Genomic DNA, 18,769 nt, shown 5'->3' with positions numbered 1-18,769 from the left:
TTCTCCAAAGGTTGATAGAGGCAGAAATCAGTTGCTCGAGACAGGGCGGGTTACCCACACCGGGGCCAGGCTGCTGCCCGTACCGGTGACGTACAGCACGGCGGCTTCACCGCGTTCCAGCGCGACAGGTTTGATGTCGCTGACTTTCTTGTCGCCTTGGTACAGGGCCAGGTTGACCTTGACCGGATTGATCTCGCGCTCACCGCGCGCATGGGCCGCTACCGGCTTGACCACTTCGGTCTTGCCGTCGGCGGTTTTCAGGGTCAGCGCCTGATCGGTGAGGTTCTGCACCCGCACCAAAGCCTTTTGCTTGTTCTTGAACGGTGGCTCTTCGATCAGTTGCGGGCTGCCGCTGGCGTTGTTGACCAGGGTGTAATACTTGTCCGAGGCGAGCTTCACCGGCACCGACTTGCCGCCGACCTGGGCGCTGTAGTCGCCGCCCGGGAGGAAGCTGAAGTCACTGCTGGACTGCGCGCCGACCTGCTTGATCTGGGTGTTGCCGACGCTGGCGGCAGCCGGTGCGCTGCTGGCGTTGTACAGGCGTACGAAGCTTGAGCCTTTCGGTGCGCTTGGGCCGTACAGCGCGGCGTCAGCGCCGGCGAAGGCCTGCAGCGAGGCCAGCGACAGGCCCGCAGCGAGGGTGAAGACTTTGGCAAAAGATGGCTTGTTGGACATGTGCGTGTTCCTCTCTTTCAGTGTTCCGTCCGATTGGACGACAGGGCCAGGTTTTCTTCGGATTTACGGGTGTTTTTCAATTGCGCGATCCACTGCGGGTCGAACCCGCTGAGGTCGTTTTTCATCGGCAGGTAGCGTTCCGGGAATTCCCACACCACCACTTGCGGCGGGGCATCCTTGAAGGCGTCGCTTTGCAGGTACTTGAGCATCGGCAGCAACGGCCCATGGCCGTCTTCGGCGTAGTTGGCGACGTCGCTGTGCAGCGCCTGCTGCAGTGCACCGAGGAAGTTCCAGTGCGGGTTGGCGCTGTAGCTGGTGCCGACCAGCGCCACCGGGATCTGGCTGTCGGCGAACAGCGCATCACCGTTGTCGGCGTCGCCGGCGGCTGGGCGGGTAGTGCGCTTTTGCAGGTTGTCCGGCGCTGGCAGCAACTCGCTGAACAGCGGGTCGAGCGGCAGGAAGTTGGTCAGGTCGCCTTTGTATGGCGCGCTGCTGCCGGCATCGGTGACGTAGGCCTGCGGCTCGGCTTGCAGCAGTTTTTGCCGGGAGACGGCTTCGGCCACGGTCTGCGCGGCGACTTCGGCGCCCAGCGGGGTCCAGTGCGTGTCGGTGCGCAGGAATACCTGGCCGCGGGCTTTGGCTTGCTCCATTGGCGCTTGCAGGTCAGGGGCAAACACGTTGGCCTGACGCGCCTGGGCGTGGAACTGGTTGAACAGGTCGCCATGCAGGCTGGCCGGCTGCTCTTCGCCGAGGTACTCGGAGTAGATCCGCGCCTTGGCCGGGATGATCGCCAGCACCAGCTGCACGCCCTGGCGTTGCAGGGTGTCGCGCACGCCGCGGATCAGCGCCAGGTTGTCCTGCATCAGTTGCTCGGCACCGGCGGTGGGTTTGAACTCTTCGTCGCTGAACAGCCATTGCTCGCGGCCCAGCACCACGCCGGGGCGGCCTTCATTGAACAGCTTGTAGTCGAGTGCGGCCCACAGGTTGGTGCTCAGGCGCTTGATCGGGAACTGCTCGTCGTAATGGGTCTCGGCAGCCTTGGCCAGCTTGCCGTTGAGCACCGTCATCTGCTCGGTGCGCTGGAAGCTCGAGGCGCCGCTCAGCGACCACACGCCAAGGCCGGTGAGCAGGCCGAGGAAGGTCAGCGAGTAGGTGATGCGAAGTGTCCGGGTCATGGTCGTCCGTGCCTCAGAACTGGAAGTAGAGGAATGGCGAATAGCTTTGCGCCGAGAGTTTCAGCACCGAGGCAACGAACAGCAGCAGCACCAGCACGCGGGCCATGACCCGGCTCCAGTCCAGGCCGATCGAGCCGTCGCTGTTGATCTGTACCGGGGTGGCCTTGGGCGTTGGCTGGGCATTGCGGTAGAAGTCGCGCAGGCCGAAGAACGCCAGGGTCGCGTAGGCGATGAACATGGTCGCCACCTGCAGGCCGGTGAGGTTGGCGCGGTTGAGTTCCGACAGCTGCCATTCGCCGAAGCTGAACATGGCGGCGTACATGCGCCCGGCCACGTCGAGGTTTTCCGAGCGGAACATCACCCAGCCGGTCACCACCAGCAGGAAGGTGAACGCCCACTTGATCGGGTTGAAGCGCTGCGGGTTGGTGTCCAGGCCCAGCGCGCGTTCGATCGCCAGCCAGATGCCGTGCCAGGCGCCCCAGAGGATGTAGGTGATGTTGGCGCCGTGCCACAGGCCGCCGAGCAACATGGTCAGGAACAGATTGCGGTAGGTGTTGAAGGTGCCTTTGCGGTTGCCCCCCAGGGTGATGTACAGGTAGTCGCGCAGCCAGGTCGACAGGCTGATGTGCCAGCGCCGCCAGAACTCGGTGATCGACTGGCTGATGTACGGCTGCTTGAAGTTCTCCATGAAGCGAAAGCCCATCATCAAGCCCAGGCCGATGGCCATGTCGCTGTAGCCGGAGAAGTCGAAGTACAGCTGCGCGGTGTAGGCCAGGGCGCCGAGCCAGGCGTCACCGGTGGTGGGGTTTTCCAGGGCGAAGCAATGGTCGGCAACCACCGCCAGGGTGTCGGCGATGAACACCTTCTTGATGAAGCCCTGCATGAAGCGGGTGCAGCCTTCGGAGAACTTGTCGAGGGTGTGGGTGCGGTTGTTGAACTGGTCGACCAGGTCCTTGAAGCGCAGCACCGGGCCGGCAATCAAGTGCGGGAAGATCGCCACGAAGGCGGCAAAGTCGATCAGGTTGCGGGTGGCCGGGGTGTCACCGCGGTACACGTCGATGATGTAGCTGATCGACTCGAAGATGTAGAACGAGATGCCGATCGGCAGCAGCACGTGGGTGATGATGAACGGCTCGAAGCCGAACGAGGTGATGATCGCGTTGAGGCTGTCGACGCCGAAGTTGGCGTACTTGAAGTAGCCGAGAATGGCCAGGTCGACACCGACGCCGAGCAGCAGCCAGCGCTGCGCGGGTTTGGTGCGCACGCCTGCGGCGCCGACTTTGAGGCCGATCCAGTAGTTCCACAGGGTCACGCCGGCGAACAGGGCGAGGAAGTCGACCCGCCACCAGGCGTAGAAGATGTAGCTGGCGACCAGCAGCAGCAGGTTGCGATAGCGTTGCCCGCTCAAGTAGTACAGGCCGAGAAAGATCGGCAGGAACAGGAACAGGAACACATTTGACGAGAAGACCATCCTCGTTCTCCTGATGGATGTACGTAGCCGGGGCAGCAGCCCCCCAAACCCCCCAACGCAACGCTGGTGGGCAACCTAGAACTCTGTGGGAGCGGGTTTACCCGCGAAGTAGCTGGCAAGGGCTTCGCCCTTGTTCGCGGGTGAACCCGCTCCCACAGGGATGAGTGTTACTTGTTGCTGGCTGCGCTCGGGTCATACACCCGGGTCATGTTGCCGCCCAGGCGGAAGCTGTCGAACGGCTGCATGCCATGCTTGCGCGACAACGTGTCGCCAACGCACTGGTACAGCGCGCACCATGGCTCGAGCCAGGCGTACTTGCTGTCGACCTTGAGGTCTTTCATGTTCTGTTTGACGCCGGTACGGGCAACGAACTGGCGTGGATCACGGGCACCGGCCAGCACCCCTTCGCCCAGACGCTGCAGGGCAAAGTTGTTCTCGCTGCGCAGGTCGACGCCGTTGACCTTGGCGAAGCTGGCGATCATCGCCAGCGGCGGCAGGGCGTAGTTGTGGTAGGCCAGCGCGCGCTGGCGACGCTTGAGTTCGTTTGGCAAAAAGCCCTGCTCGTCGATCTGGTTGGCGCCGACGCGGTACTCCTTCACGGCCCAGTCGAACAGGTCGCGGCGGTCGGTGGCGACGGCAGTAGCCATCACCGACCAGGCGGCCCAGTAGCTGTGGTTGTTGATCTTCTCCAGCGGCAGGTCGCTCCAGTCTTTGACGGTCTGTTCGGCCAGGCGGGCGAACCATTTTTCAATGGCTTCGGCCTCGGCCTTGTGCGCCGCCAGCGGCTGCGAATTGGAGAACTTCAAGCGCAGCCAGGAGCCGCTCATGCTGCCCAGTGCCCATTTGCGCATGGACTTGCCAGTGTGGTTGTAGTCGGTCGAGAGCAAGGCATCGGCCTGCGCCCACTGGCTCAGCCAGCCAAGCGCGCAATCGAGCTGCGCCGGGCGGCCGTCACGCATGTACTGGCCGACCATCTTGCTGACCCCACGCTCAAGCGTGGTGATGTCTTTGGTCGAGTCGCGGAAGGCTTTTTCCGAGCGCAGGTTGAGCGTCGAGCGGGCCTTGTCCGAGCCTTCGTACTTGCTGCGAAACTGCAAGGCGCCGGTGTAAGGCTTGGGCGCCTGTTCACAGCGGAACTTGCCGTCGGTGGTTTTCATCTGCTCGATGCCGGCGTAGTAACCCTGTGGGGGTACCAGCTCGGCCTGCGCGGCGCCGGCAAACAGCGCCAGGGCGAGCAGGGCAGGGGCGAAGGTCGTGCGGGGCTTGATCATGTGCGCCTCACTGGCCAGCCTGCGCGGTGTGCGCAGGGCTGGCGAAGTTGTTGCGTTTGCAGAGCTTGGCTTCGACCTTCTGGGTGCCTTGTTCGGGGCCTTGCAGCTCCAGCGCGAGCAGGTTCTGGCTGGCCCAGTCTTCGTCTTCACGCAGCTGGAAGACAAAGCGCCCGTCAGTGTCGGAGGTCTCTGGTTTTTCGATCTTGATGTCCTCGTGGCGCCCGTTCAGGTACCACAGGGTCGCTTGCAGGACCTTGACCGAAGTGTCTTCGAACTTGATGTCCATCTGCAGATTGCGGTTGACCAGGTCTTTGATGACCCCACCCTTGCCATTGACCATGACTTCATTGGTGCCGGGCTTGAGCGTGGTGCTGGCGCTCATCTGTGCCGGGCGGTCATCGCAGCCGTTGTCGAGCAGGCCGAGGATCTGCCGCCAGATGGTTTCCTGGTCGAGGCGATACAGCGGCGAGAATTCCCAGATGAGAATCTTCGGCGGGTGGATCTTGAACTCTTCGCTGCCCAGGTACTGGATCATCGCGCCTTCCAGGCCGCCGCCAGGGAAGGCGACGTTGAGCACGTCGGCGCCGATGTATTGCTGCAAAAAGCCCGAGAAGTTGTAGTTCTTGCCGCTGTGGCTGGTGCCGACCAGGGTGATCTCGGCATTGCCGCTGTCGCCGAACAGGTCGTCATCGCCGGCGGCGCCTTTCGGCTCGGTGGCGAACTGGTCCATGTACTGCACCGCATAGCTGCTGCCGCAAAGCTGGCCGGCAACGTTGTGCAGGGTGCCGGTCTTGCCCATGCGCCCGGATTTGTGGGTTTCGAACTCCTTGCGCGGGATGTCGGCGAAGGCCGGCATCTGCTGCACGCTCCTGGCGATGATCTTCGCCGCTCGTTCAGCGCCGTAAGGCGTCCAGTGCTGGTCGCCGCGGAAGTAGAAGTCCTTGCCCTGATCGGCTGCCGCCAGCTGCTCGTTGGTCAGTGGCGACAGGTCCGGCACGGTGTAGCCCATCTTGGCAAAGCGCTTGAGCATGGCCTGGTAGTTGCCCAGCGCCTTCTGGTAATCGAACGCGGCCTTGTCGGCCGGGTTGAGCATGTTGCGGTTCACCAAACCACGGGTCGGCTGGTAGACCATCACCAGCTCGATGCCGCGCTTCTTGAAAGCGTCGTGCACCTGCCGCAGACGTTGGTAGCCGGCAGCGCTGGTGCTGAACTCGGTGCGCAGGTCTTCGCGGGTACGGAACAACCAGTCGCCCTGCGCCTGCACCAGGGTGGTGAAGTTCTGCTGGTAGCGGGTGGTGTAGCGGCTGGCGTCGTGTGCTTCCGGGCACAGCTGGCAGCACGGCTCGGCGGTGAAGCTCGGCGCCTGGACCTGTTCGGCGCGCACGCCCTGGCTGATCGCCAGCAGGGCGGCAGTCAGGCCGAGCAGTTTCATCAAAGGTGCAGTGGTCATGGTCAGCATTCCTTAATCGATCATTTCGGTCTGGCGTTCGACCGGGTCGATCAGCACAGCCTTCTGCTGGCGCACCAGCAGGTCGAGGATTTCGTCCTGGCGCTCGCCGAGCACGCCATTGAGGCTGATGCCACTGGCTTTGCGCGGGGCGAGCATGGCCACCTTGTACAGCTCGACCGACAGCGGCGAGTCGATCGACAAGGGGCCGGAGCCATTGGCGGTCAACTCGCCGCCAACCACGATCAACGAGACCTTGGCGTCGAACGGGTCGAGGGCAATGTCGCGGTCGGTGTCGGAGAGGTCCTTGATGTGCCCGTAGACACCGACCAGGCCGTTGGCCATGGCGATGTTTTCGTACAGGCGAATGTTGACGCTGTTGCGCACGCGGATGCCGTGGCGACGGTTGTTGATGACCTTGTTGCCCCAGATCAGGTTGTCGCCGCTTTCGTACAAGGTGATGCCGTCGGTGTGGTTGCGGTAGATCTCGTTGTAGGCGATCAGGTTGTTGACGCTGTTACGGTCGATCACCACCCCGGAGAGCTTGTTGTCGTAGCTCTTGTTGTTGAAGATCCAACTGTCGTTGACCTCACGCGAAACGATGATGCCGTGCTTTTTCCTGGTGCCATGCACGGTGTTGCCGGCGATGATCAAGCGGTGCGAGCGGTCGTGCGGGTCGATACCGTAGACGATGTTGTCGCGGTAGGTGCTGTCCTTGACCACGAAGTCGCTGGTCTCGTAGCAGTAGAAGCCGTACCACATGTCACTGAATTCGGAGCCGATGATCCAGCCGGTCGGCTCGGCACGGCCCATCTTTTTCGCCATGTTCGGCGTGTACTGCGAGATGCTCACGCCGTACGACTTGGACTGGGAGTAGCCAAAGCTGGCCATCTTGCTGTTGACGATGTAGGTCTCGGTGCCGCCCCACGACAGCAGGAACGGGCGGAACTCCTTGGGCGAGCGGAAGCTGGCCGGGCCGTTGGCCTTCTCGCGCCAGCCGGTGACCTGGGTGTCGCTGACGAACAGCTTGCCGTCGTTGACCAGAAACGCGCCGCGCTCCTGCGACAGGCGCAGTTCTTTGACCCTGCCGTTGATTTCCAGCACGCCTTTTTGCCCGACCACGATCGGCAAGCGCGCCAGATACACGCCTGGCGACACTTCACTCAGGTACTGCTTGGGCACTTGTTTGCTCAGCTCGATGAGGTCGACATGGCCGTCATCGACGAAGATCGCCTGGGGGATACCCTGCTGGCGCTGGACCCACTCGGCGGCCTTGTTGTCGCCGCCGATGAATTCCTTGAGTGATTCTTCCTGAAGCATGCGGCGCACGCTGACCTTGCCCTTGCGGCTGCGATCGATCTTGGCTTGCACCGCTTGCGCGGTGTAGCCCGTCAGATCAGGCAGCTTCGGCGGCTCCATGTGCAGCGGCTCGACTGGCGCGCTGGTCACGGTGTAGGTCTTGGCCTGCTGCAGGCCCTTGGCCGTGCCGGGCTCGGCGGCCTGAGCCACACCTGCGGCCAGCAGCAGGGCGCTGGCGAGCAGGCTGTAGCGAAGCTTGGGTTGCAGGTTCATATCCAGTCCTCGGCGCACGTCAGAAACGCCAGATCACGTCGACAAAGGCGCGGTGCATGTACGAGTCGGTCTCTTTGCCGTAGGCATCGCCAGGCTTGAACACGCCAGCGCGCAGGCGGACCAGCGCCGACGGTTCGTCGATCGACTGGCTCAGCGATGCCGGCAGCAGGCCTTGCTTGAAGTACTTGGTGACGACCACGTCCATCTCCTGGCCCAGGTCCTTCTCGCCGTTGACCAGTGGGCGGTTGACGCCTTCGTCATCGACCACCGCGTTGATGCCGCTGGAGCCGATGTTCTGCTGGCCGTCGACGCGCCAGAACTTGTGGTAGATCAGGCTGGCGTCGTAGTCGTCGCGCAGCTGCCAGGAGGCGAACAGGGTGGCTGCCTGCAGGTTGCCCAGCTCACCGCGGAAGGCTTCACCGAAGCGGTGCACCCGCGAGCGGGTGCCGGTGAAGCTGGAGCGATTGCTCTCGAGGCCGGTCTGCTCGTAGTTGTTCGAACCCTTGCTGCCGCCGCCACCGCTGCCACGGGCATAGGCCGCGCCGACCTGCCACTGCGGGTCGAGGCGCAGGCGGATACCGAGGTCGGTGGCCCAGGCATTGACGTCACCGCTCTGCTTACCGGTGGCGATCTGCTCGTTGCCGACCAGTTCGCTGTTGAGCTTGTCGCGGTCACCGGTCAGCCAGGTCAGGCTGCCCCAGTAGTTGACGGTGTGCTGGTTGCGCCAGCTGTAGGCGTCGCTGTTGGCTTCCAGGCCCAACCAGGTCAGGTCGCCGGTGCGGCGCTTGTCCAGGCCATCAAGGCTCTCGCCGGTGTTTTTCAGGCTGCCGCTGTCATGGGTGTGGTGCGCGCGCAGGCCAACCCAGTGACCGGGTGTCCATTGCGTGGCGACGTCACCGTAGACATGCGTGCGGTCCTTGTCTTCCGGAGCCAGCTCGGTGAGGTCGGTGCGGTATTCGCTGAAGCGCTGGGCCATGCCCAGGTTGGCCCGCAGCAGGGTGGTATCGAAGGTCCAGTTGAGCGCTTCGATGTTGCTGTCACGCCACATGCCGTCGTCGTTGCGCAGGCGCTGGCGGCCGAGCCGCAGTTGCTCGCCGGGGTAGGCGGTGAAGCCACTGTAGCCCACCCAGAACTCGCGCATGGCCAGGTAGCTTTTGTCGGCTTTGCGGCCGTCGGCAGCGGTGTCGACGGTGCTGCCATCGTCGGACTGGCGCAAGGTGTCGGTTTCGATGGTGTCGGTGGCCGCGACCGCCTGGCCCATGGCAAAGGCGCTCCAGTTGCCACGCTCGCCGTACACCCAAGGGCGCAGGTCCAGGCCCAGGCCTTGCACATCACCGCCGGAGCGGGTGCCGAGGTCGCGGTCGTCTTCCGACTGGCCGGTGATTTTCACGTCGAGGCCGAAGTTTTTCTCGGCGGTGATATCGGCCAGGGTCGGGCAGGACCAGAGCAGGGCGAAGCTCAGGCCGATCCCGGCCTTCACGAAGGGGTTGAGCGTCATAGGGAGGAATCCTCGGCGTCTTCATCGTCTTGCAGGGCTTCGATGGCCATCATGCTGTTGCCGGCCTTGGCCATGCTGCCGCGCGCCTGCTGCTCTTGCGCAAGCAGACGCTGGGCCTGGCTGCGCTGCTCAGGCGTCAGTTGCTGATCGAGTTGCTGCAGCAGTTCGGTCGACTGCTGCGACGGGTTTGCCTGCGCCAGGCTGGCGAAGACCCACGCATTGCCAGGGTTCTGGCGGATGCCGTGGCCTTCGCTGTAGAGCTGGGCCAGCGCGTAGTCGGCGCTGAGCTGGCCGCCGCGGGCGGCGGTGAGCAGGTTATCGACTGCCTTTTGCGGCTCGACCTGGCCGAGGTAACCACGGCGGTACAACTGGCCGAGGTAGTAATGGGCGCTGATTTCGCCGGCAGCGGCGGCGGCTTGCAGGTGGGTTTCGGCCTTGGCGGCATCGGCCGGCAGGGTCTTGCCTTCGTAGTAAAGGCGGCCCAGCAGCAGCTCGGCACGCGGCTGTTCGGCGGCGCGGCCTTTGTCGATGTAAGCGAGCAACTGGTCGGTGTCGCCCAGCTCGGGGAAGTCATACAGCAACTGCGCAAGGCTCACCCAGGAGGCCGGGTTGGCCGGGGCAACCTGCTCGAGCAGGTCTTTGGCGGTTTTCTCGTCGGTCTGGCCCAGGCTGCGATCAGCCAGGACTCGCGCCACGCTGTCGACCCGGCTGGCCGGCACGCTGCCGCGGGCATAGGCTGACTTGAGCTGCGCGAGCAGGGCAGTGCGCTGCTCGGCCTGGTTGCGTTTCTGGTACACGGTGGCCAGCTCGACATAGCAGATGTCGGTGCTGTTCAGGGCGGCTTTGCAGATGCGCTCGACGTCATCCAGGTGCTGATCGTAGCTGCCCTGGGTGCGGTAGAGGAGGATCTGCGCCAGGCCCGCTTCCGGGTTGCCGGCAGCGCGCCATTGTTCGATCTGCTGCTGCGCGTTGACCTTGGGGAAGCTCTGCGGGTACTGCAGATAGAGCATTGCCAGCGGGATCAGGGTGTTGCTTTCGCCTTGGGCGGCAGCGAGCTTGAGCAGGGTTTCGGCCTCTTCACGCTCGGCCTGGGTGCTGTCCGGCTTGGCTACCAGCAGGCGGCCAAGGCGAGCCTGGGCGCGCGACGAGGTGCTGGCGGCAGCGCGGTAGGTGGCTTCGGCTTGCTGCAGTTGCGCCGGGTCGCGCGAGGCCACCTGAATATCGGCCAGGCCGACCTGCGCGTCGCTGTAGCCCAGGTCTGCCAAGGCCTTGTAGTTGCGCTCGGCAGTGGCGGTGTCGCCACGCTTGAGCGCTTCGTTGGCCAGGCGCTGATCGGGCAGGCCGGCGCAGCCACTCAGGGCAATGGCGATCGCCAGTGAGCACCAGGTGGCTGGGCGCGCGCCGGGCGACGCCATGGGTAGGTTGAACAGGCTCATGGTCAGATCCTCTTACAGCCCACGGGCCGCAGCTTTGCTGATCAGCCAATCCAGCGAAGGGCCGCGATCGCTGTTGACCGCTGCCGGGCGACCGGCCAGTTCGGCTGGCAAGGCGCCGTCGGGTTTGATCTGCACGCGAATGTCGGAGGCCAGGTCTTCGCTGTTCAGGCTTGAGCTGCTGACGATCTGGCCAGTGCGAATTTCGTCTTCACCGGCAATCTGGAAGTTGACCTTGGTGCCCGGCTTGACCTCGTCGAACTGGCGGTAGCTGAAGCGCGCCTCGATCATCGGGTTGGTGGTGCGCGGTACCAGGTGGAAGATCGGTTGGCCCTTGCTGGCGTACTGGTCGTCATCCACCAGTTGCTCGGCGACGACGCAGTCACACGGGCTGGTAAGGGTGCCGGCGAGCTGCTTGCCGAACAGTTCTTCGACCTTGGCCGGCTCCAGTTGCGAGTCGTCCAGGTGGCCTTTGAGCATGTCCAGCATGCTGGTGCTGAAGCTTGCCAGTGGCGCGCCCTTGACCACTTGCCCGCCGCTTTCGACCAGGCTCTTGACGGTGCCGTCACGCGGCATGGTCACGGTGGTGGTCGGCACGGCGACCACACCGGCTTCGGCGTGGCTGACGAAGTACATGCCATACAGCGACTTGGCGACAAAACCAAAGGCGGCGATACCGACCACGAACACGCCCAGGGTCACGGTCACGGCACGCAGGCGGCCAAACGCGCTCAGGCCCGAGCCGCCGTCCTTCTGCTTGCGCGCCTTGGTGAAGTTGTCGCGTTGCAGGGTACTGAGCACGTCACCGGCGGTGATCAACTCGCCCGACAGGTGCGAGGTGATGATGTGGCGCAGGGTGGCGATGTCGCGTGGCTCAAGGTTCTGGAATTCGGCGCCGGTGCGGCCGGTGGCAGCGTCGCTGGTGCGTACCAAGAACTCGATGTCCATCGACAGGCCGAGGTTGTCGACCACGAACTGCAGGCGACCGCGGAGCACTTCGCCGACCGGCAGCGCGCGCTTGGCCTGGAAGGACAGGCCGCCAGCAGACAGATCATCGACCTTGGCCTCTTGCGGCTCACGGTTGCCGTCCACAAAACGCAGCTTGGCGGGGATACGCACCCGGGCGTGTTGGCGCTGGGCTTCGGACTCATGCACGACATTGACGTTGACGGCGTTATTCATGGCGATTTCAAGTTCCTGTTAGTTCTGATCCGGAGGGGCTCACACGACCATGAACAGCACAGCAACGAAGATGCTGGCCGCCGAGAAGGTCATGGTCCGCGAGGACCAGGTGTTGAACCATTGTTGAAAGCTGGCAAGGTCACGCTTGAGGGCAGTCGGCTGACGCGTCCAGGACTGCTTGTCGAGGCGGAAGAACACGTAGATCTTCATCATCGCGCCGACGATCTGGTTGTAATAAAGGATCACCGGATAGGCCGGGCCGACCTTGTGCCCCGAGCACAGCAGCATGATCGTCAGGATCAGCCGGGTGATGCCGATCCACAGCAGGTACACCAGCAGGTAGGCCATGCCGAACTTGAGGCTGGCGATCACCGCGACGGTCAGCCCGAGCAGGCTGGTCCACATCGACACGCGCTGGTCGAACAGCACCAGGCTGGTGAACGGGCCGAGGCGTTTCAGGCCCAGGCCAAGGGCACGCGAGTTCTGCCGCAGGTTGTTGCCGTACCAGCGGTACATCAGTTTGCGGCTGGCTTTGAAGAAGCTTTTTTCCGGCGGGTGCTCGACCGTGTTGATCGCCGCGTCCGGTACATAGAAGGTGTCGTAGCCCAGGCGCATGAGGCTGAACCAGCTCGACTTGTCGTCACCGGTGAGGAACTTGAAGCGGCCCAGGCGCCAGTGCATCAGCGAGTCGCTTTCGACGTCGGCGATGAACTCGGGGTTGGTCACGACGCTGGCGCGGAACATCGACATGCGTCCGGTCATGGTCAGCACGCGCTTGGACAAGGCCATCGAGCACATGTTGATGTGGCGCTGGGCGAAGCGCAGCTTGTGCCACTCGCTCATGATGTAGCCGCCGCGCACTTCGCAGAATTCGTTGGTGGTCAGGCCACCGACGTTGGGGTACAGCTTGAACCAGGGTACGGTCTTGCGCACGATGCCGTCGCCGAGCACGGTGTCGCCGTCGATCACGGCCACCACGGCATGCTGGTCGGGCATCATCCGCGAGATGGCACGGAAGCCGAAGGCCAGGCCATCGCGCTTGCCGGTGCCGGCAATGCGCACGAAATCGAGGGTGACGTGTTCCGGTGGGTTGTATTTGGCCCACAGACTTTTCACCAAAAGCTCATCGCACTTTTCCACCAACGAGCAGACCACGGTGGTTGGGTAGCCGCAGTTGATCGCTTCGCGAATCACCGAGCTGTAGACCTGCGCGGTGGTCAGCGCATCGATGCGAAAGCTGGTGACCATCAGGTACACATGCGATGGCGCGGCGGCGTCGCCCAGCTTGCGTACCTTGTTGCGCAGGTACGGATAGACGCCATACAGGAAGATCATGCCGCGGATGAAATGGGTGGCGCCCATCGAGTAACGCCAGATGCCGACCGCACCGACCAGGAAGATGAAATGCTTCGACTCGGAATCGAAGATGTCGCTGGGCAGGGCCAGGGCGATCAACATGAGCAAGCTCATGTAGAGCAGCCATCCGGCGCACTGCATCAGTACTGTCTGGAACCTATGCATGTTCGGCATCCGTCACGAAATTCAGTAAAGAGCGGGGCCTAGCGGCCCCGCGTCAGGCTGGCTTACCAGCAGATGCCTTCGGTGCGGCTGGTGTTGCAGGTGGGCTTGCTCATGAAACCGACCAGGTCGATCACTTGCTTGCCGGCCGGTGCTTGCTCGGCAAGGGCGCGGAACTGCTCGTCACGGTTGCCGAGGATGATGACTTCGGCGTCGTTGATGACTTGCTCGAAGTCGGCATTGAGCAGCGACGAGACGTGCGGGATCTTCGACTCGATGTACTCTTTGTTGGCGCCGTGGACACGGGCGTACTCGACGTTCTGGTCGTAGATGTTGAGCTGGTAGCCTTTGCCGATCAGGCGCTCGGCCAGTTCCACCAGCGGGCTCTCGCGCAGGTCGTCGGTGCCGGCCTTGAAGCTCAGGCCGAGCAGGGCGATCTTGCGTTTGTCGTGGCTCTCGATGATGTCGAAGGCGTTCTGCACCTGCGATTCGTTGCTGCGCATCAGCGAGTCGAGCAGCGGGGCACGCACGTCGAGGCTGGCGGCGCGGTAGGTGAGGGCGCGTACGTCCTTGGGCAGGCACGAGCCGCCGAAGGCGAAGCCTGGGCGCATGTAGTATTGCGACAGGTTGAGCACGGTGTCCTGGCAGACCACGTCCATCACTTCGCGGCCATCGACGCCGACCGCCTTGGCGATGTTGCCGATCTCGTTGGCGAAGGTGACCTTGGTTGCGTGCCAGACGTTGCAGGTGTACTTGATCATCTCGGCAACGGCGATGTCCTTGCGGATCACGGGTGCATCGAGCTCTTCGTACAGCGCTTGCAGGACATCGCCGCTGGCGGTGTCGAACTCGCCGATGACCGTCATCGGTGGCTGGTCGTAGTCCTTGATCGCGGTGCTTTCACGCAGGAACTCAGGGTTGACCGCGACACCGAAGTCGACGCCGGCCTTTTTCCCCGAGCAGTCTTCCAGGATCGGGATGACCACGTTCTTGACGGTGCCCGGCAGCACGGTGCTGCGCACCACGATGGTGTGGCGGCTGGCTTTGTCACGCAGCACGTAACCGATTTCGCGGCAAACCGATTCGATGTACTCAAGGCCAAGGTCGCCGTTTTTCTTGCTTGGTGTGCCGACGCAGATCATCGACACGTCGCTGGCGCGGATGGCCTCGGCGAAGTCGGTGGTGCCACGCAGGCGGCCATTGGCGATGCCCTGTTGCAGCAGTTGCTCAAGGCCCGGCTCGACGATGGGCGACTTGCCCTTGTTGATCAGGTCGATCTTGGTCTGCGACACGTCCACACCAATCACTTCATGGCCCCGTGCCGACAGGCAGCCTGCACACACTGCACCCACATAACCCAAACCAAAAATGCTGATACGCATCGCTTTCACCTCAAGTGTTTATCACGCCGACTCTTCCACGGAAGTGCCGGCCGGTTTGATTAACCAGCATTAATTCGGGCGCACTTTGCCGAGGCAAGTGCACACTTCACCGAACGCAGGCATGAATAAATCCGGAGTGCACGAAGTTGTGCACTCTAAGTAGGCAGTCAAAGACCGATATTAAAAAACGTGCCCTGAAATGCAGCCGTCTTTACTGCAGTGCGCTACAGGGCGCGCTGCTGTGCTTGTTCTTTCAAGTGGATAAATCCTTTGAAATCAACCACTAGGACGTTTATAGGGCTTGCATCTCCTTCAGCTGGCAGCGCGCTTGGTGGTTACCGTGGCGTCTGCCTAAGTTCTTCGGCTGGGTAGTAGGTACCTGCCGCTTGTCATCTGTAAGTCATCTCTCACGTGCAGCGATGAAGATTCGTTACGGGTCCTATGAGGGGCACCTTGGGGGCAAAGTTCCTGAACCGAAACTGACGAAATGAAAGATTTCTAAATATTTATCTAAGTGTCGGTAGTTGCATGGTGATAGCACGCAGTGGTTTCGTCCCGGTATATAAAGGGTGGAAACCCAGCGGGATAGTTATATGCCATCACTGGAAAATTTTTTGCAAAATTCGTCAAAAAACTACGAACGGTCGGTTGGCGGTAACGATTCAGGTGAGGTTGGTCGATATTTTGGCGCCTGATGTTTGGCGTTTAACCCGGGCTGCAGCCAGCACTGGCTTGGTGCGTCTCGCGCGAGCTCATATCAGGTAACAGAGCAAGACCTTACGGACTCTAAGGGTTAGCGGCGGGATGCCGTTAAGGAGGACGGAAGCGCTGAAGGAGCGGGCCTGAAATGAAGGAGTGTCAGGGCCAGCCACGGACCATAAGTCACCTCCAGCGGCCAGTGAGCACTACGCGGCCAACGACGGGCGTGCGGTGCCACCTCTGTAGCCCTGGAGGCTCGGGGCTGCGTCATCTTGAGCACAAGGAAGAAAGCAGCAATGAAAAATTCAGTTATGGGCGTGGTGAGTGCAGTGGCGTTGTTGGCCGTCGGGGTAGCGCAGGCGGGACCTCTGGTCGATGTCACGTTCAAGAATCTAGGACGCGAGCAAGCTGTGCTGAAGATCGTTACAGCCAACGAATCCAGCACGTATCAGGTCGCTAATCCAAAGCCCCGCGAAAAGGTAGAGGCGAACACTTCGACACTCTTCCGCGTCCAGCGAATTATTAGCCCAGACGTTAATGCAGCTATGGTCCGCTACACCATGGGCAGCAAGACTTGCGCGTTCGGTACAACTTTCCAGATGCGGATGATGCCAGGCGGGATAAAACAGCCGCAGTGGACCAAAACCGCAACGCCCAGTGGCGGCGCTACGTGCGCAGCAACCATAACCAGCACCGCTGCGGACTACAGCTGGAAGGTCGAATTTTCAATGAAGTAGTTCGGAGTGATGTGTCGGGCCGTGTTTGAGCGACTGTATTCGCTCGAACACGGTTGCTTGAGATTGAAACTACCAGAGGTAATTGATGTGGATGCTGTGAACAAACCAGGGTTTTCTACTTCTGCTGCAGCTAATGCTACCGTCGTCAGGCGCCAGGCCCAGCTCTCTGAAGCTGAGACTGTTGGGAAAATGGATCCTGCAGTTGCAGAAGAAGAACCGCAGTTGTCACCTTTGGCCAAGCAATTAAGCGACGCCGCTGTGCGTGCAGCCCATCGTGACAGCCTGCTCTCACGCAAGGAGTTGGCGGAATTGGCCGCGCAGATCAGGGACAGGATTGGTGGGGCCAATTACACATCAGCAAAGGAATTTTACGACGCGCAGAAGCCGGATACCGGTAATGTCGAATTACTTGACAGGGCACGGCATGCCACTGATTTCATCAATGGCGAGGGTAGTAATCCATTCAAGGGGCTGTCGCGTGATCAACTCAGCCTGATTACCTATGATGAGAGCGGCAGTTTTACGGTTAATGAGCGTCGCGCGGCATCGTGGGAGGCTGATGCCCAGCATCAGGAGTGGGCCAGATATATAATCGACAAGATGGATATTGAACGTCAGCGCACCGGACGCAGCGATGAAGCGTTGCTGGAGACTATCCATTATTACGATTCACTGCCGCGAATTGAAGTTGCTGCATATGGTAACTACGAGGCCATGATCCGCATGCAGATGGGGGCAGTGGAAATAGAATGGCCAGAATTCAATACATCGCTCCTCGACATGGTTGCCAATGAGTGGAAGCCGGCTGCAGAGCGAGAGAACGTGGCCGGTGATTCAGGCGGTGCCAAGGGTCTCGGAAATGAGGGCGGCGCCTCATGAGCGCCGCTATCTCTCTTGAACACCTCCGTCGCTCGCTTGGCGGCGAGGCAATCCTGAACGATGTCTCGTTGTCGATCCCTCACGGCCAAACCTGCGCCATCATTGGCCCCTCCGGATCAGGGAAAAACACACTGCTCAATCTGATCGGTCTGTTGGACGAACCCTGCCAAGGTCGTGTGTTGCTCTGTGGCCAGAACATGACCGGAGCCAGCAGGGCGCAACGCGCAGTGGTGCGAAACCGCAGTATCGGGTTTGTATTCCAGAGCTTCAATCTGCTGCCGCGAATGACTGTGCTAGACAACGTTGCATTGCCGCTGTGCTATCGCGGCGTGTCTATGCCGCAGGCCAGACGCGTCGCGAAACAGCAGTTGCAGGCCGTTGGCCTGGAGCTGCGTATGAGTCATCGGCCAGCCGAGCTTTCTGGCGGCCAACGGCAACGTGTCGCTATCGCCCGCGCTCTGGTCGGGGAGCCGCAGTTGTTACTCGCCGACGAGCCCACCGGCAACCTTGATGGCGATACTGCTGCAGACGTCCTAGAGCTGTTGAAAGCACTTAACCGTGAGCGCGGCGTGACGCTGTTGCTGGTTACCCATGATCCGGCGATGGCCAGTCACATGCAGCGCTGCCTGAATGTTGAAGCGGGTCAGGTCTGCGATGCTAGCTGAAAGGTATGGCCCGAGTGCTTCGCAGCGGCTGGTCGAATCGGTGGTGAGCTTGGGCGCTATGGGCCGTCGGGCCTGGTTGGCCTTGCTCGGCATTGCCGTGGGGTGCGCTGCAGTGGTGGCATTGCTCAATGTAGGCCATAGCGCTGAGGTGCAATCCCGCCAGGTATTTCAGGGCATGGGCAGCGAGCTGCTGGTCGCTACTTTGCAGCATGATGTCGAAGTGCCTAGTGCTGCTCAATCGCTGCAGTTATCAGTTTTCTCACCGCAACTGATCGCTGCGGCTCCGCTGGCGATGGCGCCCGTCGAGGTACGCCTTGGCAACATCAGTGGACCGCTTATGGTTGCAGGAAGCACTCCGGCGTTGGCCGCTGTGCTCAAGCTGGCCGCCGCCCAAGGACGATTATTGTCAGAGTATGACGCGCAAAGCCCGTATCTGCTGCTCGGCGCGACTGCTGCGCAACAGCTGCAGGCCAGCGTGGGTGATCAGGTCCAGCTAGGCCATTATCTGTTCGAAGTGATCGGTATCCTTGGCCCGCTAGGTTACAACCCGATGCTACCAGTGGCGGTCGATGACGGAGTGCTGATACCACTACCAGGCATGCGCCGCTTGTCCTCGGCGCCGCAGATCAGCGCAGTAGTGGCGCTGGGGCGCGATCCACAGAGCCTGCCCGCTGCGGCTGGAGAACTAGCCGACTACCTGTGCAGACAATTGCCCGGTACCGAAGTCGAGGTGCAGGTACCTCAGCAGCTGCTCGATGGCATGGCCAGCCAGGCGCGTCTGTTCCGCTGGCTGCTGGCGGGGCTGGGAGGTATCGCGTTGCTTGTTGGTGGCGTAGGCGTGATGAACGTGATGCTTATGAGCGTCACCGAGCGGCGGCGAGAGATCGGCGTGCGTACTGCGCTCGGCGCGCGGCCTATGGATATTGCCTGGCTATTCCTGCTTGAGGCTGTGATCCTGGCAAGTGGCGGAGCAGTGCTCGGTGCGTTGGTTGGATTGCTGGCTGCCTGGCTGTTTGCATGGCTGTCTGGCTGGGTTTTCGACCTTGATCCATGGTCGCTGCCATTGGGCATGTTCAGCGCTCTGCTGATCGGAATCTTTTTTGGTCTGCAGCCGGCGCTCGCCGCTGCACAGCTGCAACCGGTGGTAGCGCTGCGTGATGAGTGA

Annotated in this window: 15 protein-coding genes; 4 read left to right on the top strand and 11 right to left on the bottom strand. The window is 61.9% G+C overall.

The features are described from left to right. Positions 1 to 27: 27 nt before the first annotated feature. The 11 genes from ACQZ2L_RS19960 to ACQZ2L_RS19910 all read right to left on the bottom strand — a co-directional run bounded on the left by ACQZ2L_RS19960 (position 28) and on the right by ACQZ2L_RS19910 (position 14,624). Positions 28 to 675, bottom strand: a complete 648-nt coding sequence (locus ACQZ2L_RS19960; RefSeq protein ID WP_430327516.1) for an alginate O-acetyltransferase AlgF — start codon at positions 673 to 675, stop codon at positions 28 to 30. Positions 676 to 692: 17 nt separating this feature from the next. Beyond that, complete coding sequence (locus ACQZ2L_RS19955) at positions 693 to 1,850, bottom strand: alginate O-acetyltransferase (RefSeq protein WP_430327515.1); 1,158 nt, start codon at positions 1,848 to 1,850, stop codon at positions 693 to 695. A gap of 13 nt (positions 1,851 to 1,863) precedes the next feature. After that, positions 1,864 to 3,321, bottom strand: coding sequence for an MBOAT family O-acyltransferase (locus ACQZ2L_RS19950; RefSeq protein ID WP_430327514.1), 1,458 nt, complete (start codon positions 3,319 to 3,321; stop codon positions 1,864 to 1,866). 167 nt (positions 3,322 to 3,488) lie between these two features. Continuing rightward, complete coding sequence (locus tag ACQZ2L_RS19945; RefSeq protein WP_430327513.1) at positions 3,489 to 4,592, bottom strand: mannuronate-specific alginate lyase; 1,104 nt, start codon at positions 4,590 to 4,592, stop codon at positions 3,489 to 3,491. A 7-nt stretch (positions 4,593 to 4,599) separates the two neighbouring features. Then, positions 4,600 to 6,042 carry an alginate O-acetyltransferase gene (locus ACQZ2L_RS19940; protein ID WP_430327512.1) on the bottom strand — a complete coding sequence of 481 codons (1,443 nt, stop codon included), beginning with the start codon at positions 6,040 to 6,042 and terminating at the stop codon, positions 4,600 to 4,602. A 12-nt stretch (positions 6,043 to 6,054) separates the two neighbouring features. Continuing rightward, positions 6,055 to 7,611, bottom strand: coding sequence for a mannuronan 5-epimerase AlgG (algG, locus tag ACQZ2L_RS19935; RefSeq protein WP_430327511.1), 1,557 nt, complete (start codon positions 7,609 to 7,611; stop codon positions 6,055 to 6,057). Between the two features lie 19 nt (positions 7,612 to 7,630). Continuing rightward, positions 7,631 to 9,109, bottom strand: a complete 1,479-nt coding sequence (locus tag ACQZ2L_RS19930; RefSeq protein ID WP_430327510.1) for an alginate export family protein — start codon at positions 9,107 to 9,109, stop codon at positions 7,631 to 7,633. Continuing rightward, positions 9,106 to 10,524 carry an alginate biosynthesis TPR repeat lipoprotein AlgK gene (gene algK, locus ACQZ2L_RS19925; RefSeq protein ID WP_430327579.1) on the bottom strand — a complete coding sequence of 473 codons (1,419 nt, stop codon included), beginning with the start codon at positions 10,522 to 10,524 and terminating at the stop codon, positions 9,106 to 9,108. Before algK ends, ACQZ2L_RS19930 begins: the two co-directional genes overlap by 4 nt. A 33-nt stretch (positions 10,525 to 10,557) precedes the next feature. Next, positions 10,558 to 11,724 carry a PilZ domain-containing protein gene (locus ACQZ2L_RS19920; RefSeq protein ID WP_430327509.1) on the bottom strand — a complete coding sequence of 389 codons (1,167 nt, stop codon included), beginning with the start codon at positions 11,722 to 11,724 and terminating at the stop codon, positions 10,558 to 10,560. A 39-nt stretch (positions 11,725 to 11,763) separates the two neighbouring features. Continuing rightward, positions 11,764 to 13,254, bottom strand: coding sequence for a glycosyltransferase family 2 protein (locus tag ACQZ2L_RS19915; RefSeq protein WP_430327508.1), 1,491 nt, complete (start codon positions 13,252 to 13,254; stop codon positions 11,764 to 11,766). Positions 13,255 to 13,307: 53 nt separating this feature from the next. Continuing rightward, positions 13,308 to 14,624 carry a nucleotide sugar dehydrogenase gene (locus ACQZ2L_RS19910; RefSeq protein ID WP_430327507.1) on the bottom strand — a complete coding sequence of 439 codons (1,317 nt, stop codon included), beginning with the start codon at positions 14,622 to 14,624 and terminating at the stop codon, positions 13,308 to 13,310. A gap of 995 nt (positions 14,625 to 15,619) precedes the next feature. Between ACQZ2L_RS19910 and ACQZ2L_RS19905 the strand changes: the two genes are divergently transcribed. The 4 genes from ACQZ2L_RS19905 to ACQZ2L_RS19890 are packed head-to-tail and all read left to right on the top strand — an operon-like array spanning position 15,620 to position 18,769. After that, a complete protein-coding gene (locus tag ACQZ2L_RS19905) occupies positions 15,620 to 16,060 on the top strand; it encodes a hypothetical protein (RefSeq protein ID WP_430327506.1) in 441 nt (146 codons plus the stop codon). 21 nt (positions 16,061 to 16,081) lie between these two features. Further along, entirely contained in the window at positions 16,082 to 16,939 is an 858-nt protein-coding gene (locus ACQZ2L_RS19900) for a hypothetical protein (RefSeq protein ID WP_430327505.1), read from the top strand. Further along, the gene (locus ACQZ2L_RS19895; RefSeq protein ID WP_430327504.1) at positions 16,936 to 17,604 is read left to right on the top strand and encodes an ABC transporter ATP-binding protein; all 669 of its coding nucleotides are present in this window, start codon (positions 16,936 to 16,938) and stop codon (positions 17,602 to 17,604) included. Before ACQZ2L_RS19900 ends, ACQZ2L_RS19895 begins: the two co-directional genes overlap by 4 nt. Then, on the top strand, positions 17,594 to 18,769 hold the full coding sequence (locus ACQZ2L_RS19890; protein WP_430327503.1) for an ABC transporter permease: 1,176 nt from the start codon (positions 17,594 to 17,596) through the stop codon (positions 18,767 to 18,769). Before ACQZ2L_RS19895 ends, ACQZ2L_RS19890 begins: the two co-directional genes overlap by 11 nt.

The organism is Pseudomonas shirazensis (assembly GCF_050496565.1).
GTDB classification, from domain to species: Bacteria; Pseudomonadota; Gammaproteobacteria; order Pseudomonadales; family Pseudomonadaceae; genus Aquipseudomonas; species Aquipseudomonas shirazensis_A.
This window is presented reverse-complemented; position numbering and strand designations above follow the sequence as displayed.

What these genes read in the sequence shown, in the direction of transcription:
- ACQZ2L_RS19905 (WP_430327506.1), top strand. Translation starts at nt 15,620, where the DNA reads ATGAAAAATTCAGTTATGGGCGTGGTGAGTGCAGTGGCGTTGTTGGCC.
- ACQZ2L_RS19960 (WP_430327516.1), bottom strand. Translation starts at nt 675, where the DNA reads ATGTCCAACAAGCCATCTTTTGCCAAAGTCTTCACCCTCGCTGCGGGC.
- ACQZ2L_RS19915 (WP_430327508.1), bottom strand. Translation starts at nt 13,254, where the DNA reads ATGCCGAACATGCATAGGTTCCAGACAGTACTGATGCAGTGCGCCGGA.
- ACQZ2L_RS19945 (WP_430327513.1), bottom strand. Translation starts at nt 4,592, where the DNA reads ATGATCAAGCCCCGCACGACCTTCGCCCCTGCCCTGCTCGCCCTGGCG.
- ACQZ2L_RS19955 (WP_430327515.1), bottom strand. Translation starts at nt 1,850, where the DNA reads ATGACCCGGACACTTCGCATCACCTACTCGCTGACCTTCCTCGGCCTG.
- ACQZ2L_RS19930 (WP_430327510.1), bottom strand. Translation starts at nt 9,109, where the DNA reads ATGACGCTCAACCCCTTCGTGAAGGCCGGGATCGGCCTGAGCTTCGCC.
- ACQZ2L_RS19920 (WP_430327509.1), bottom strand. Translation starts at nt 11,724, where the DNA reads ATGAATAACGCCGTCAACGTCAATGTCGTGCATGAGTCCGAAGCCCAG.
- ACQZ2L_RS19910 (WP_430327507.1), bottom strand. Translation starts at nt 14,624, where the DNA reads ATGCGTATCAGCATTTTTGGTTTGGGTTATGTGGGTGCAGTGTGTGCA.
- ACQZ2L_RS19940 (WP_430327512.1), bottom strand. Translation starts at nt 6,042, where the DNA reads ATGACCACTGCACCTTTGATGAAACTGCTCGGCCTGACTGCCGCCCTG.
- ACQZ2L_RS19890 (WP_430327503.1), top strand. Translation starts at nt 17,594, where the DNA reads ATGCTAGCTGAAAGGTATGGCCCGAGTGCTTCGCAGCGGCTGGTCGAA.
- ACQZ2L_RS19950 (WP_430327514.1), bottom strand. Translation starts at nt 3,321, where the DNA reads ATGGTCTTCTCGTCAAATGTGTTCCTGTTCCTGTTCCTGCCGATCTTT.
- ACQZ2L_RS19895 (WP_430327504.1), top strand. Translation starts at nt 16,936, where the DNA reads ATGAGCGCCGCTATCTCTCTTGAACACCTCCGTCGCTCGCTTGGCGGC.
- algK (WP_430327579.1), bottom strand. Translation starts at nt 10,524, where the DNA reads ATGGCGTCGCCCGGCGCGCGCCCAGCCACCTGGTGCTCACTGGCGATC.
- algG (WP_430327511.1), bottom strand. Translation starts at nt 7,611, where the DNA reads ATGAACCTGCAACCCAAGCTTCGCTACAGCCTGCTCGCCAGCGCCCTG.